General features: G+C 63.6%; 13 protein-coding genes. 5 read left to right on the top strand and 8 right to left on the bottom strand.

What is annotated here, in order from left to right; translation table 11 throughout:
* Positions 1 to 66 precede the first annotated feature (66 nt).
* Entirely contained in the window at positions 67 to 393 is a 327-nt protein-coding gene (locus REH59_RS24360; RefSeq protein ID WP_014859917.1) for a type II toxin-antitoxin system PrlF family antitoxin, read from the top strand.
* On the top strand, positions 390 to 857 hold the full coding sequence (locus REH59_RS24365) for a type II toxin-antitoxin system YhaV family toxin (RefSeq protein ID WP_014859916.1): 468 nt from the start codon (positions 390 to 392) through the stop codon (positions 855 to 857). The genes REH59_RS24360 and REH59_RS24365 overlap by 4 nt, the downstream gene beginning before the upstream one ends.
* A gap of 72 nt (positions 858 to 929) precedes the next feature.
* Here REH59_RS24365 and REH59_RS24370 read toward each other — a convergent pair whose 3' ends face one another.
* From REH59_RS24370 to REH59_RS24385, 4 genes are read right to left on the bottom strand one after another with little or no spacing between them, the layout of a single operon-like run.
* The gene (locus tag REH59_RS24370; protein WP_014859915.1) at positions 930 to 1,790 is read right to left on the bottom strand and encodes an HlyD family secretion protein; all 861 of its coding nucleotides are present in this window, start codon (positions 1,788 to 1,790) and stop codon (positions 930 to 932) included.
* A gap of 10 nt (positions 1,791 to 1,800) precedes the next feature.
* Positions 1,801 to 2,001, bottom strand: a complete 201-nt coding sequence (locus tag REH59_RS24375; protein WP_014859914.1) for a DUF1656 domain-containing protein — start codon at positions 1,999 to 2,001, stop codon at positions 1,801 to 1,803.
* Positions 1,991 to 4,168, bottom strand: coding sequence for an FUSC family protein (locus REH59_RS24380; RefSeq protein ID WP_003251716.1), 2,178 nt, complete (start codon positions 4,166 to 4,168; stop codon positions 1,991 to 1,993). The genes REH59_RS24375 and REH59_RS24380 overlap by 11 nt, the downstream gene beginning before the upstream one ends.
* Positions 4,165 to 5,694, bottom strand: a complete 1,530-nt coding sequence (locus REH59_RS24385) for an efflux transporter outer membrane subunit (RefSeq protein WP_014859913.1) — start codon at positions 5,692 to 5,694, stop codon at positions 4,165 to 4,167. The genes REH59_RS24380 and REH59_RS24385 overlap by 4 nt, the downstream gene beginning before the upstream one ends.
* Positions 5,695 to 5,886: 192 nt before the next feature.
* Here REH59_RS24385 and REH59_RS24390 point away from each other — a divergent pair, with 192 nt between their 5' ends.
* Together REH59_RS24390 and REH59_RS24395 are read left to right on the top strand one after the other, a co-directional pair.
* Positions 5,887 to 6,834 carry a LysR family transcriptional regulator gene (locus REH59_RS24390; RefSeq protein WP_014859912.1) on the top strand — a complete coding sequence of 316 codons (948 nt, stop codon included), beginning with the start codon at positions 5,887 to 5,889 and terminating at the stop codon, positions 6,832 to 6,834.
* Positions 6,835 to 7,007: 173 nt separating this feature from the next.
* Positions 7,008 to 7,982 carry a 2-hydroxyacid dehydrogenase gene (locus REH59_RS24395; protein WP_004575357.1) on the top strand — a complete coding sequence of 325 codons (975 nt, stop codon included), beginning with the start codon at positions 7,008 to 7,010 and terminating at the stop codon, positions 7,980 to 7,982.
* A 117-nt stretch (positions 7,983 to 8,099) separates the two neighbouring features.
* On the opposite strand, the gene REH59_RS24400 is transcribed toward REH59_RS24395, so the two are convergent.
* Complete coding sequence (locus REH59_RS24400) at positions 8,100 to 9,002, bottom strand: DMT family transporter (RefSeq protein WP_014859911.1); 903 nt, start codon at positions 9,000 to 9,002, stop codon at positions 8,100 to 8,102.
* A 185-nt stretch (positions 9,003 to 9,187) separates the two neighbouring features.
* On the opposite strand from REH59_RS24400, the gene REH59_RS24405 reads away from it, so the two are divergent.
* Positions 9,188 to 10,063 carry a helix-turn-helix domain-containing protein gene (locus REH59_RS24405; protein ID WP_014859909.1) on the top strand — a complete coding sequence of 292 codons (876 nt, stop codon included), beginning with the start codon at positions 9,188 to 9,190 and terminating at the stop codon, positions 10,061 to 10,063.
* Between the two features lie 29 nt (positions 10,064 to 10,092).
* Here REH59_RS24405 and REH59_RS24410 read toward each other — a convergent pair whose 3' ends face one another.
* The 3 genes from REH59_RS24410 to REH59_RS24420 all read right to left on the bottom strand — a co-directional run bounded on the left by REH59_RS24410 (position 10,093) and on the right by REH59_RS24420 (position 14,234).
* The gene (locus tag REH59_RS24410; protein WP_320450364.1) at positions 10,093 to 12,483 is read right to left on the bottom strand and encodes a TonB-dependent siderophore receptor; all 2,391 of its coding nucleotides are present in this window, start codon (positions 12,481 to 12,483) and stop codon (positions 10,093 to 10,095) included.
* A gap of 198 nt (positions 12,484 to 12,681) precedes the next feature.
* Positions 12,682 to 13,662, bottom strand: a complete 981-nt coding sequence (locus REH59_RS24415; RefSeq protein ID WP_014859906.1) for a FecR family protein — start codon at positions 13,660 to 13,662, stop codon at positions 12,682 to 12,684.
* Positions 13,659 to 14,234 (bottom strand): RNA polymerase sigma factor, encoded by a 576-nt coding sequence (locus REH59_RS24420; RefSeq protein ID WP_014859905.1) that lies wholly within the window; start codon positions 14,232 to 14,234, stop codon positions 13,659 to 13,661. The genes REH59_RS24415 and REH59_RS24420 overlap by 4 nt, the downstream gene beginning before the upstream one ends.
* Positions 14,235 to 14,239: the final 5 nt, after the last annotated feature.

Below are 14,239 nucleotides of genomic sequence, written 5' to 3' on the forward strand. Positions count from 1 at the left end.
GCATTGACAAGGCAATGCAATCGCATTACCTTGGGTTGTATCGCTGTCACCCACAGGACATTACTCATGGCTGCCACCTTCGACGTCGAGTCCACGCTGACCGATCGCTATCAAACCACTGTTCCCGAAACGGTGCGGCGCGCCTTGGGCTTGAAAAAACGTGACAAGATCCATTACTCGATTCGCCCCGACGGTGGGGTGATACTCACCCGCGCAGAGGCAACCGAGGACGATCCGGTACTGGGCAAATTTCTGGATTTCCTGGCACACGATATCGCTACCAACCCTCAACGGCTGCAGGTTGTCGATGCTGGCCTCATCGCGCGCCTCGACAAGCTTGTCGGCGACGCGGAGGTCGACCTGGATCAACCTCTGTCGGCGGACGATGAATGAGTGATGCGAGCAGGAAGCCTCTGGTTATTCATGGATGGACTGTAATTGCCCACCCGCTGTTCCTGGCCAAACTGGACGCGCTAAGCGCTCAAGTCGAGGCTCAACGGGACAAAGACCCAACGGGTTATACGAAAAGAAATACCTTTAAAAGGCTGGCCGCCATCCGGCGGTTGGCGTTCGATGTAATCCCTCAAGACCCGACCAAACCCGAATACCGGCAAGGCGCAACACTTGGCGGTGACCACAAGCACTGGTTCAGAGCAAAGTTCTTCCAGCAGTACCGGTTGTTCTTCCGCTACCACACCCCCAGCAGGATCATCGTGCTGGCCTGGGTCAATGACGAGTCGAGCAAGCGGGCCTATGAAAGTAACGACGATGCTTACAAGGTCTTTCAAAAGATGTTGCATAGCGGCCACCCACCGGACGATTGGGACCAGTTGCTGCAAGAGGCTGCCGCAGATTGAGCCGACTGGCTAATACGCATGCATCAGCAGGGCTCCCACAGATGATGCGGGAGGCCGGTATGGTCGCGAAGGTCAATCTTCGCCAGGCTTGACTACCACCGTACAGGTCGTCCCCGCCGCCAGCAAAAAACCTTGCGGCACTTCATCGATGTGAATGCGCACCGGCACCCGCTGTGCCAGCCGCACCCAGTTGAAGGTCGGATTCACGTCGGCGATCAGCTCGCGGCTCTGTGGGTTGTCACGGTCGTAGATGCCGCGGGCGATGCTCTCCACATGCCCCTTGAGACGCTCGCCGCTCATCATCTGCAATTCGGCCTGGTCCCCCACCTTCACATGCGGCAGCTTGGTCTCCTCGAAGAACCCGTAAACCCAGAACGAGTGCTCGTCGACCACCGCCATCACCGCTTCACCGGTACGCGCATAGTCGCCCTTGTGAATATTCAGGTTGGTCACATAGCCGTCAACCGTCGCCACGATATGCGTACGCTTGAGGTTCAGCTCGGCTGCGGCCAACTCGGCAAGGGCTTGTTGATAATCGGCTTGGGCGGAATTGGCGATGTTGCTGGCGTCGTCGCGGTTTTCCTTGGAGATCACCAGGTTGTCCATGTCGGCACGGCGCTTGGCATTGACCTTGCGCATTTCCCAGGTGGCCTTGCGCGAGGCGACCAGTGCCTTGGCCTGGTCGACGGCCAACTGGTAGTGCTCAGGGTCGATCTGGATCAGCAGGTCGCCCTTCTTCACCCGCTGGTTGTCCTTGACCGGTACATCCACCACGTAGCCGGGCACGTCGGCAGCAACGTTGATGATGTCGGCACGCACACGGCCATCACGGGTCCATGGCGTGGTCATGTAGTGCAGCCACAACTGGCGACCGATGGCCACGGCAGCGACCAGCACCAGCAGGGTGGCGATCAGGCTGAAGAACTTTTTCATCGAAGGATTCTCACCAGTAGACAGACAGCGCCATGGCGCCGAACAAGCAGATGAACAGGCTCAGGCGCAGCAGCGCCGGGTGCCAGAAGAAGCGGTAGCCATCATGGCTGGCAATGAACCGGTCCAGGCCCCAGGCCAGGCCCAGGGCAAACAGGAACATCAAGGTCATGGTGGGCATGTACACGCCATGGAAGGCGATCTCACGGGGCATGGTGCAATCCTTTCGCCGGCGCCAGTGGCGACTGTGGGTCCAGCAGGGAAGTACGGATGAAATGCAGGTAGCTTTGCACGCGGCGCAGCACCGAGGTGTCGAAGTGCCGGGCGAATGGCTCGTCGGTGGCCTGCACGCGGGCGATGGCGTGGTCCACTGCCACCAGTGCGCGCTCGTGGTTGCTGGCGCTGGGCTGCAGGAACAGCCGGGTCAGCGCACGGCCCATGACACGGATTGCCTGGCGCCACGGCTGCGACTCGGCATAGGCCGGGTGCACCGGGGCGCGGGCTTGCTCCTTGCGCAGCTCGATGACGGCGTGGCCGATCTCCAGCACGGTGAACATCCAGCCCATCAGCTGGCTTTGCACCTGCGGCTTGCCGGCCGCCAGGCCATAGGCCTGGTGCAGCAGGTCGCGGGTGCGGCTTTCGAAGGCCGAGCCCAGGCCGCGCAGGCGGCCGCTGATGGCGAACAGCACCTGCTCGCGCAACGCCTGCTCAAGGCGGCTCCACAGCCAGCGGCTGTTGGGCGGCAGGATGATCGCCCCGGCGGCGGCACAGACGAACATGCCGATCACCATGCCGATGTAGTCGTTGATGAAGGTGTAGGGGTCATAAACGGTGAGGTTGTTCGGCACCGAGCCAATCGCGAAGAACACCAGCAGGCCGATGCCATAACCGGCGTAGGCAGGGCGCGACGAAAGGAACGCGCCCAGCACGAACACAGGCGCCAGCACCATGCACAGCAGCGGGAAACCGTCGATCCAGGGGAACACGAAGAAGGTTTCGAAGAAGCCGACAAAAGCGCCGATGGCCGTGCCGCAAGCCATCTGGAACGACATGCGCTTGGGGTTGGGTGACGCCGCCGAAAGGCATACGGTGACCGTGGCGATCAGGGTCATCATGGCGCCACTGGGCCAATCGCTGAGCAGCCAGTAACTGCCCAGCAGCAACAGCACTGCCGAGGCGCGCACACCGGCCGCCAGCGATACCAGCCAGCTGGTCTGCGCCACGTAGGGCTCGTCCCACTGCTCGCGCTCGTGCTTGTGCGCGGCCAGCGAGGCATGGGTTTCGGCGTAGCTCAACATCTCGTCGACGAAGCGGTACAGCAGCTCGAACGCGGTATGGAAATCGAGCAGGTCGGATTCGCTGGGGTCCGTTGCCAGGTACTCAGCCCGCAGCCCCCGCACCTGGGCCTGCAGGCCTTCCTTGTAGGCGGCCAGCTCCAGGGTCAGGCGCAGCGCATCGGCGTCAGTCAACGCCCGGCCCACATAGGGCTGCAGCAACTCCACCAAGGTGTTCAGGCCCGGTTCGATGGCACTGACGATCTGCAGCGGGCCACGGGCACGCAGGCGCTCCAGCAAGCGGTGCAAGGCATTGAAGCGGGTGGTGATGGCCATGAACTCGCTGTTCATGCGCACCAGCCGGCCACTGCGACGGCGCATGTGCGGGTCTTCGAAAGCGGTGACGTTGCGCAGGCTCTCAAGGCCCACGGCCTCTGCCACGAAGCGCACGTTGCTGCTCTCGAAGCGGTCCTTTTGACTGTCGCCACGCAAGGCTTCCACCACCACCCCGGCAAACACGCCAAAGCGCTGGTACAGGGCGTTGCGCATTGCGGCACTGGCCGACTGCGGCAGGATCGCGGCACTGACGAAGGTCGACACCAGAATACCCAGGGCGATTTCCAGCGCCCGCCATACCGCTGCCATGAACGCCTGGTCGGGGTGTTGCAGCACCGGCAGGCCGATCATCGCTGCGGTGTAGCCGGCCAGCACGAAACCATAGGCGCGGAAGGTGCGGTAGCGCATGGCACCGGCCGAGCACAGGCCCACCCACAGGGCCAGGCTGGGCAGAAACAGCTCGGTGTTCTGCGGAAAGATGGCAATCAGCGCCACCATCATCGCCGAGCCGGCCAGGGTGCCCAGCACCCGGTAGAAGCTCTTGGCGAACACATGCCCGCTTTGCGGCTGCATGACGATGAACACGGTGATCATGGCCGTGCGCGGTTGCGGCAGCTCCAGGCGCATGGCCAACCACAAGGTAATGAACGCGGCGGCCAGCACCTTGAAGATGTACACCCAGGTCACGCCGTCGGTGCGCGCCCAGGCAAAGAAGCCCCGGCGCCATTCCAGGCTTTGCAGCCAGCGCACGGGCAAACTGGAAGTGCTCATTCGGCGTTATCCGGCTTCTTGTCGAAAATGGCCAGGGTGGCCGGGGTCTTCGGCGCTGCCTGGCGTTCCTCTTTCGGCGCATCCTGTCCGGCCTGCAGGCCACCACCCAGAGCGGTGACCAGCTCGGCATGGGCAATCAGGCGGGCGGCCTGCACCTGCTGCTGCACCTGCTGCTGGCGGAACAGCAAGGTCTGCGCGTTGAGTACGTTCAGGTAGTCGGTAAGGCCGCGCTGGAACGCGACCATGGCGATGTCGTAGGTTTTCTGCGCGGCAGCAACCGACTCGGCGGCGAAGTGCGACTGTTCTTTCATCGACTCGCGGCGGATCAACTGGTCGGAGATGTTCTTCAGTGCACCAACCACGGTCTGGTTGTAGCGGGCCACCGCCACGTCATACCCCGCCGAGGCCACGCCCAGTTCTGAGCGCAGGCGCCCACCGTCAAAGATCGGCAAGCTGATGGCCGGGCCGACGTTGTAGTTGAACTTGCGCCCGGTCAGGAATTCCAGCGGGCCACCGCCGGTGGCCATGAAGCCCAGGCTGCCGACCAGGTCGACGTTGGGGAAGAAGCCGGCGTGAGCGACGTCGATGCCACGCGCCTGGGCAGCCACCTGCCAGCGGCTGGCAACCACATCAGGCCGCTGGCCAACCAGTTCGGCGGGCAGGTTCGAAGGCAGTTTCAGCGGCGCGGCCAAGGCCAGGGCCGGGCGCTGCAACTGCGCGCCTTCCCCCGGGCCCTTGCCGGCCAGTGCGGCCAGCTGGTTGCGGGTCAGGGCAATTTCTTCGTCGAGGCTGTCGAGCTGACGGTGGGTTTCCGGCAGCGGCGCTTCGGCCTGGCTGACTTCGAAATGGGTGCCGATACCGGCATCCAGGCGACGCTTGGCCAGGGCCAGGATCTGCTCCTGCTGTTCCAGTTCGGCCTTGACGATATCGCGCTGGGCAAAATGCAGGCTCAGCTGGATGTAGGCACGCACCACATTGTTCTGCAGTTCCAGCTGCGCCTGACGGGCTTCGGCCACGCTCATGTGCGCCTGGTCCACGGCCTGCTCGCTGGCATTGCGCTCGCGCCCCCACAGGTCAAGGGCGTAGCTGAAACCGATGGCGGCGTTGTTGTCCCAGGTGTTGGCACCCGACAACGCGCCGGGGCCATAAAACTGGTCTTCAGGCCAGTTGTGACGCTTGAGCGTTGCCTGGCCGTTGGCCTGGAGCTTTTCCGCCGACTCGACCACACCGGCCATGGCCTTGGCTTCGCGCACCCGCGCAGCGGCCATGGCCAGGCTTGGGCTACCGGCCACGGCCAGGGTAACCCAGCGGTCCAGCTGTGGGTCACCATAGGCGTGCCACCACTGCTGGTCGGGCCAGTGAGCGTCGGTCGCGGCTTCGCGAATGGCCGCGTCGGTGGTCAAGGTATTGGCTTGCAGCGTCTTGCTTTGCGGGGCAATGCCCCAGGTTCCGATACAGCCGCTCAAGGTGAGGGCAAGGGCACAGGCACTGAACGCCTTGAGCGTTCTGATGATGCGACGCGGCACAGCTGCGATTTCCCGAGGAAGAGGTGAAGGGGGCCGGGCAATTCTAGGGGGCGGCAGCACTGGCGATAAGCACAGATTCCTGCGAATCTTTGTTACCAAAACAGCGATAATCCGCCTTTGGTCGAAGGCAACTTTTTCTCTTTTCCAAGTTACTTCGTGACACAATTTTGTCCTCTACCTCGAGAGTGACCCATGGACACCCTGCAAAACATGCGTGCTTTCAGTTGCGTAGCCCAACTCGGCAGCTTCACTGCCGCTGCGGCGCAACTGGATACGACCACCGCGAACGTGTCGCGGGCGGTCTCCAATCTGGAAGCCCATCTGCAAACAAGGCTGCTCAACCGTACCACCCGCCGCATTGCGCTGACCGAAGCCGGCAAGCGCTACCTGATGCGTTGCGAACAGATTCTTACCTACGTCGAAGAAGCCGAGGCCGAAGCCAGCGACGCCCATGCGCGCCCGGCCGGGCAGTTGAAGGTGCATTCGATGACTGGGGTCGGCCAGCACTTCGTGGTCGATGCCATCGCCCGCTACCGCGAAACGCACCCGGACGTGACCTTCGATTTGACCATGGCCAACCGCGTGCCCGATCTGCTCGACGAGGGTTATGACGTCTCCATCGTGCTGGCCACCGAACTGCCCGACTCAGGGTTCGTTTCGCAGCGCCTGGGCATCACCTACAGCATTGTCTGTGCCTCGCCCACCTACATCGCCCAGCATGGCGTGGCGCACAAGCCTGCCGACCTGCTCAAGCACGCCTGCCTGCGCATGGTCAGCCCGGTCATACCGCTGGAGAAATGGCTGTTCGATGGCCCGGAAGGCCAAGAGATGGTCAACATCACCAGTTCGCCGTTCATGGTAAATACCGCCGATGCCATGAAGACTGCGATCCGCAGTGGCATGGGCGTAGGCGTGCTGCCGATCTATTCGGCTATCGAGGGCCTGCGGGACGGTAGCCTGGTTCGGGTGCTGCCCGAATATCGCCTGCAGGAGCTGAACCTGTATGCCATCTATCCATCGCGGCAGTATCTGGATGCCAAGATCAAGACCTGGGTCGAGTACCTGCGCAACTCGCTGCCAGAGATTCTTGCCGCGCATGAGGCAGACCTGAAAACCCATCAGGTGCTGATCGCCAACTAAAAAGCTGCTGCATTGCGGGGGCGGACAATGGTAGGTTGCTAACCATTGATTTCGCCTGTTCCGCCCCTTTCGCGGGCAAGCCCGTTCCTGCAAGGCACCGCGCCCCTGTAGGCGCGGGCTTGCCCGCGAAGAGGCCGGCACAGCCCCACCCCGCCTAGCAGAGAAGTTGCCCGATGAAAAAGACCGTCCTGGCCTTCAGCCGTATCACCCCGGCCATGGCCGAGCGCCTGCAGCAAGACTTCAACGTGATTCTGCCCAACCCCAAGCTCGGCGACATCAACGCCCAGTTCAACGAAGCCCTGCCCGAAGCCCATGGCCTGATCGGCGTTGGCCGCAAGCTCGGCCGGGCGCAGCTTGAAGGCGCGGCCAGGCTGGAGGTGGTGTCCAGCGTGTCGGTCGGCTATGACAACTACGACCTCGACTACTTCAACGAGCGCGGCATCGCCCTGACCAACACCCCCGACGTGCTGACCGAAAGCACCGCCGACCTGGGCTTCTCGCTGATCATGGGCTGCGCCCGGCGCACCGCCGAGCTGGATGCCTGGACCAAGGCCGGCAACTGGCAGGCCACCGTGGGCCCGGCCCACTTCGGCAGCGATGTGCATGGCAAGACCCTGGGTATCGTCGGCATGGGCAACATTGGTGCAGCAGTGGCACGCCGTGGCCGCTTCGGCTTCAACATGCCGATCCTGTACAGCGGCAACAGCCGCAAGACTGCGCTGGAGCAGGAGCTGGGCGCACAGTTCCGCAGCCTGGATCAGTTGCTGGCCGAAGCCGACTTCGTGGTCATCGTGGTGCCGTTGTCCGATGCCACCCGCAAATTGATCAGCAGCCGCGAGCTGAAGCTGATGAAGCCGAGTGCGTTCCTGATCAACATTGCCCGTGGGCCGGTGGTGGATGAGGCGGCGCTGATCGAGGCGCTGCAGAACGGCACCCTTCGCGGCGCGGGCCTGGACGTGTACGAGAAAGAGCCGCTGAGCGACTCGCCGCTGTTCAAGCTACCCAATGCGCTGACCCTGCCGCACATTGGTTCGGCTACTGCCGAAACCCGTGAGGCCATGGCCAACCGGGCGATCGACAACCTGCGTGCGGCGCTGCTGGGCGAGCGGCCGCGGGACCTGGTGAACCCGCAGGTGTGGAAGGGCTGACCGTTTTGGAGTGCCTGGGCCGGCCTCTTCGCGGGTAAACCCGTGCCTACAAAGGGTGTGCACTGCCCTGTAGGAGCGGGTTTACCCGCGAAAGGGCCGGCCCAGGCAACCCATCACCTATTTGGCGACCACAACACCCCCAGCCACCCTGGCCCGGGGCTTGCGAAACACCAGCACATTCCCCGCCATCACCGCCACCAAGCCGAGCAAGGCCGGCGCCGTCCATTGGTAACCCTCAGCCACCGCCGACACATTCAACGCCACCAACGGGAACAGCACCGTGCAGTAAGCTGCCCGCTCCGGGCCCAGGCGCCCGACCAACGTCAGGTAGGCAGTGAAGGCAATCACCGACCCCGGCACCACCAGGTACAGCAGCGAACCGATATAGCGCGCATTCCACTCCATGCTGAACGGCACGCCGCTGACCACACAGAACACCGCCAGCATCACCGCCCCATAGACCATGCCCCAGGCATTGGTCGTCATCGGCTTGAGCCCGGCCTTCTGCTGCATGCTCGACAGCAGGTTGCCGGCCGAGAAGCACAGCGTGCCGAACAGGGCTAAACCAAGGCCGTACAGGGTTTCGCGGCTGGCTGCGTGATGCGACAGCTCCGGCCAGAACAGCAGGCCCAGGCCAAGCAAGCCCAAGGCACCACCGCCAAGCACATTGCTGGCGATTTTCTGGCCGAAGAAAATGCGAGCGTTAAGCGCGTTCCACAGTGTCGCGGTGGAGAACACCACCGCGATCAGGCCGCTGGCGATCCACTGGCTGGCGCTGAGGAAACAGATGAAGTTGACGCAGAACAGGCACAGGCCCTGGGCCAGGCAGATCTGGTGGCCACGGCGGTTCATGGGTTGCAGCCGGCGGGTAAGCAACAGGAAAGCAAACAGGATCAGCCCGGCCAGGGCGAAGCGGTAGACGATCGACACCGGGATCGCGACCACGCCTAACTGGAGTTTCAGGGCGATCCAGGTGGTGCCCCAGATCAGGACGGTGAGCAGGTAGAGTGACAGGTTCATGGTGGCGGTTCCTTGGGCCTTTGGAAATCGGTGCCCGGCGCTTCGCGGGTAAACCCGCTCCTTCAGGGATCACCAGTGTTCTTTCGATCGGCCTCTGGCTGCTTGCACGAACTTGCGCTTTTCTTGCGCCGGTAGCTGTCACTCGATCCAGGGCGCAGTAGGATGGCAGGCAAGAGGACCCGCCAATGACGCCACTCACCCAGTTGCAAGTGTTCAACGCCATGCATGCCTCGCCCAACGCCAGGCTGGAGCTGAGCGCGCACCTGGGCGACGGACTGGCGGCGGCGTTGTGGAGCAACCGTGACGATGCGCGCGACTACCAGGCGCCTAGCCATCACACCCTGTCGTGCTACATCGCCGACGGCACCGGCACCTTCCGCCGCCAGCGCCCGGCCGACAAAGGTGCGCCCGACAAGCTGTGCGTGATGCCGGCCGGGCAGGAATCGAACTGGGTCGTCAATGGCGCGATCCGCCTGGCACACCTGTATGTCAGCGAGGCGCAGTTCGCCCTGGGCTGTGTACGCCTGCTCGACCGGGAACCGCGCCAGCTGCAACTGCAGGAAGCGACCTTTCTGGACGACCCGCAGCAGGCTGCCCGCTTTCGTCAATTGATCCAGCTGGACTGGGACGAGCCCGGCGAGCGCCTGCTGGCCAGCAGCCTGGCGCACGAGATCGTTGACCATGCGCTGCTCAGCCAGGTCGGGTTGCGCCAAGGCCTGCGCCTGAAAGGCGGGCTGGCGCCAAACCTGCGCCGACAGCTGGTCGACTACCTCGAGGCACACCTGGACCAGCCCATCACCCTGGAAGAGCTGGCGCTGCGCTGCAATCTGTCCGAATACCACTTTGCGCGCATGTTCCGCGCCAGTTTCGGGCTCCCGCCGCACCAATATCTGCTGGCCCGGCGGCTGCACCGGGCGTGCCAGTTGTTGCGGCTGGGAGTAATGCCGCTGGGGGAGATTGCCTTGTTGTGCGGGTTTGCCAGTGCCAGCCATTTCAGCAACCGGTTTCGCCAAGCCCTGGGGGCCACACCTGGCGAATACCGCAAGGCCTTTTTCATCTGAAACCGGGGCCGCTCTGCGGCCCCATTTGCCTAGAACTCGAAGGTGCTCGACAAACTGACCTGCCGCGCATCGCCAATCGCCACAAAGTACTGGTTCACCGCCGAGCTGTAATACACCTTGTCGAACAGGTTCTTCACGTTCAGTTGCAGACGCACGTTGTGTTCGTCGAGTTTGGTTTCATAAGTGGCAAACGCATCGGCAACGGTATAGCTCGGCAGGTCGAAGGTATTGGTCGCGTTACCCGAACGCTCGCCCACATAACGGGCGCCGGCACCGAAGCGCAGCCGGTCCCCCCCAAACAGGCTGCCAAAGTCATACACCGCCGACAGCGAGCCGCTGTGCCGGGCCACGTTCTGCAGGCGATTGCCCTCAAGATCAGGGTCCTTGGTGACCTTGGCATCGGTCAGTGCATAGCTGCCGATCAGGCTCCAGCGCTCGCTGATCTGGCCGGTCACGTCGAGTTCCACTCCGCGTGAACTGACCTCACCCGCATTGCTGTAGACCGTCTCGCTTGTGACGGCGTCAAAGTTCGAGACCAGTACATTGCGCTTGGTGATATCGAACAATGCCAGGGTGCCTGTGATGCGGCCTGGCATGTCGAGCTTGGCGCCCAGCTCCCACGACTTGCCCTCCTCAGGTGCTACCGAGGAATCGAGCACGACATTGCCGGTCAGCGGCGCGATGGTCGAGTTGGGCTTGAACGACTCGCTGTAGCTGCCATAGAACGAGAGCTGGTCGTCGACTTTGTAAACGATACCGGCGTGGGGTACCCAGGCCTGGCCACTGATGTCGGTATTGGCCTTGAACGGGCGACCGCGGCCAGCGTACTGGTCGTACTGCTGGAAACGCGCACCTGCAACAAGGATCCAGTGCTCATCGAGGTGCAGCGCGTCCTGCACGAACAGCGCATCGGTGCGCAGCTTGTCGGTCTGGTCGCTGTCGCTGGCTCGTACGTTGGTGCCCTCCACTTCCTGTCCGTAGACCGGGTCCAGATAACTGAACGTGGACTGTGGCGTCTGGCGAATCAGGTCACCGCGAAAGATCTTGCGGTCTTCATGGTCGATGCCGAACAGCAGGTCATGCTGCATCCCCGCCAGCTCGACATTGCCATTGAGACTCAGGGTCACGAACTGGTCACGGCTCATGGCGTTGTGGGTGCCGTCGATGCTGCGTGTCAGCGTGCCTTGGGTTTCGTTGACGCCGGTCACGCGAACCTGGCTGGCATCGTAGGTCTCACGATTGAAGCTGTAGCCGAAGTGCAGCTTCCAGTCATCGGCCAGCTGATGGTCGACTTCCAGGCGATACAGGTCGGAGCGCCCTTCCATGTCGTTGAACGGCTCGTCCAGGCGGCGCGTGGCAGGGATGTTCAGCGGGTGGCCGTTGTTGCCGAACGCGGTGCCACGGTCGAACGGATAGAGAAATTCACGGTGCTCGTAGGCCAGCACCACCTGGGTGTCTTCGCCCAGCCAAGCCAGCGACGGTGCCACCAGCGATTCGCGGTGCACACCGTAGTTGCGCCAGTAGTCCTCGTCTTCGTGGTCGACGACCAGGCGGTAGGCGAAGTTGCTGTCACCCAGTGCGCCCGTGCTGTCGAGCCCGCCACCGCTGCCGTTCTTGCCGCTGCCATAGGTCGAGCCGCGCACCGTCAGGGCGTTGTACTGCTGCAACTGCGGACGCTTGCTGACCACGTTGATGACCCCACCTGGGTCCTGGATACCGTACAGCAGCGAGGCAGGCCCCTTGAGCACTTCAACCCGCTCGGTGCTGGCATTGAGGTTGCGACCCTGCACCACGGGCATGCCATCGCGCATGATCGAGCCGTCGCGGTTGTCGCCAAAGCCACGTTTCATCACCGTGTCGGACGTGCCGCCGAAGTTGTTGCCCTGGGTAATGCCGCTGACGTTGGCCAGGGCATCATCGAGGTTGCGCGGGGCCTGGTCGCGGATGACCTGGGCCGGTACCACGTTGATTGCCTGGGGGATGTCCTGGTTCGGGCCCTGCCCGCGCATGATCGAAGCGCTGGCCGGGGGCTGGTAGCTGTAGTCGTCCAGTTGCGAGGTCACGGTGGTGGCCTGCAGGCTGAGTGCACCGGAAGTGTCTGCAGGTTCGAGGGTCAGGGTACGTGCGTCGACGCGGCGCCAGGCCAGCCCAGCGTTGCCCAGCAGTTGTTGCAGCGCCTGCTCGGCGCTGAACCGACCCTTCAGCGCTGGCGCTTGCACGCCCGGCAGCTCGAGGGTGTAGACCACGCTCTGGCCAGTGGTGCGGCTGAAGGCGTTCAGGGCCTGGGCCAAGGGTTGGGCCGGCTGGGCGAAGGCATAGGCCTGCAGCTGCTCGGCCGCGGTTGCCAGGGGGGCGACAGCGAAGGCCGGGAGCGCAGCAAGGCCGAACCAGAGAGGGACGCAACGCGGGGAGAACTTCATGGACGCTGACCTGTGAGGGGGTGATTATTGCGAATCAATCGCACTTTCACTCATTACACGGATGCCACGTGCTGTTACCTCACCTTGCCTGGAAATATTTTTTGCTGTGCCGGCCTCTTCGCGGGTGAACCCGCTCCTACAGGGGGGCGCGCAACGCTGTAGGGGCGGGGTTACCCGTGAAGAGGCTGGCACAGGCAACTACCGAATCAGGGTCAAACGCCCCAACACGGTCTGCCGTGAAAAACCCATCACCTTGCCCAGCGAATCCAGCGCCAGCAGCGGCTCGGCCACCGGGAAGCTGCCGCTGACCTTGCGCTGCCCCAGGTCACCATCGAGCAACAGGATACGCCCCGGGTAATATCGCCCAAGGTCTTCGATCACCTGCGCCAGCGGCACCTGGTAATAGTTCAGCCACCCCTGGCGCCAGGCCAGGCGGTTGTCACTGTCCACCGCCAGGGTGTCGCCTACCCTGCCTGCGCGGTAGGTCAGCTGCTGGTTGGCAGTCAGTTCTCGCGCCACAGTGCCCTGCGCGGGGCTGACGCCCACACGCCCGCTGCGCACCGTCACCTGGGCGCCCTCGCTTTGCTCACGCACCTCGAACTGGGTGCCAAGCACCCGCACTTCGCCGCCGGCAGCTTCCACCAGGAACGGCTCACCGGTATGGGTAACCTCGAAGAACGCCGCGCCATGCAGCAACCGCACACGGCGCTCACCCTGGGCGAAATCGACCGCAATGGCGCTACCGGCATCAAGCGTCACCTGTGACTGGTCGGCCAAGGTCACCTGGCGAATCTGCCCGGCACTGCTGTAGTCCGCCTGCAGGTCCTGCAACCAGTACCCTGGGTGCCAACCACCAGCGACGCCCACGGCCAGCACCAGGCAGGCTGCCATCGCCAGCCCTGCCACCCGCCGCCAGCCGCCACGCGCCGGTGGTCTGGCCATGGCATCAAGGTAGCGCTGCAGGGCGTCCTGCTCTTCGTCCGCCAGCCGCGCCGCCGGGGCGGCGCTTTTCTGCCAAAGCACCTGGGCCTGGTCGTAGGCTGCGCGGTGTGCGGGGTCGGCCAGCAACCAGCGCTTGAATGCCGCCCCTTTGGCTTGCCCGGGTTGCTCGTTGATCCGGTTGAACCATTGCAGGGCAGCCTGAAACTGCGCTTCGGTGATCGGCGGTAAACGGCTCATCGACGGGCGCTCCCTGGCCGGCGTGGGGTGGACGCGGGCTCGGCAACACTCGCCTTGCACGCTTCGAGGGCGCGCATCATATGCTTTTCCACGGCGCTCTGTGACAGCTGCATGGCTTTGGCGATCTCGCTGTACTTGCAGCCGTGAATGCGGTTGAGCAGGAAGATCTGCCGGGTGCGCTCGGGCAAGGCACGCAAGGTGGCCTCGATACGCTGCAAGTCGTGATCGACCTCCACGGCCTGCTCAGGGGCCTGGGCCAGGCTCGCCTCGCTCACCGGCACAGCGGCTTCGGCCACGCGTTCGCGGCTACTCTCGCTGCGCAGGTGGTCTATGGCCAGGTTGCCCGCGCAACGCAGCAGGTAAGTGTCCAGCGCCTCGACCTTGACCTCGGGGCGACGCCAGAAACGCAGGAACAGCTCTTGGACCAAGTCCGAAGCGGTGGCGCGGCAGCCGACCCGACGGCTTACCAACGCCTCCATACGCGCACGCTGGGCCTGGAACACCTGGACGAAACGTGCACGCGCGCCTGCGCTGTCAGCGTCAGGTTCGATGATATCCCTCGGCTCGCTCACAGGGA

The organism is Pseudomonas sp. BO3-4 (assembly GCF_034044115.1).
GTDB lineage: Bacteria > Pseudomonadota > Gammaproteobacteria > Pseudomonadales > Pseudomonadaceae > Aquipseudomonas > Aquipseudomonas alloputida.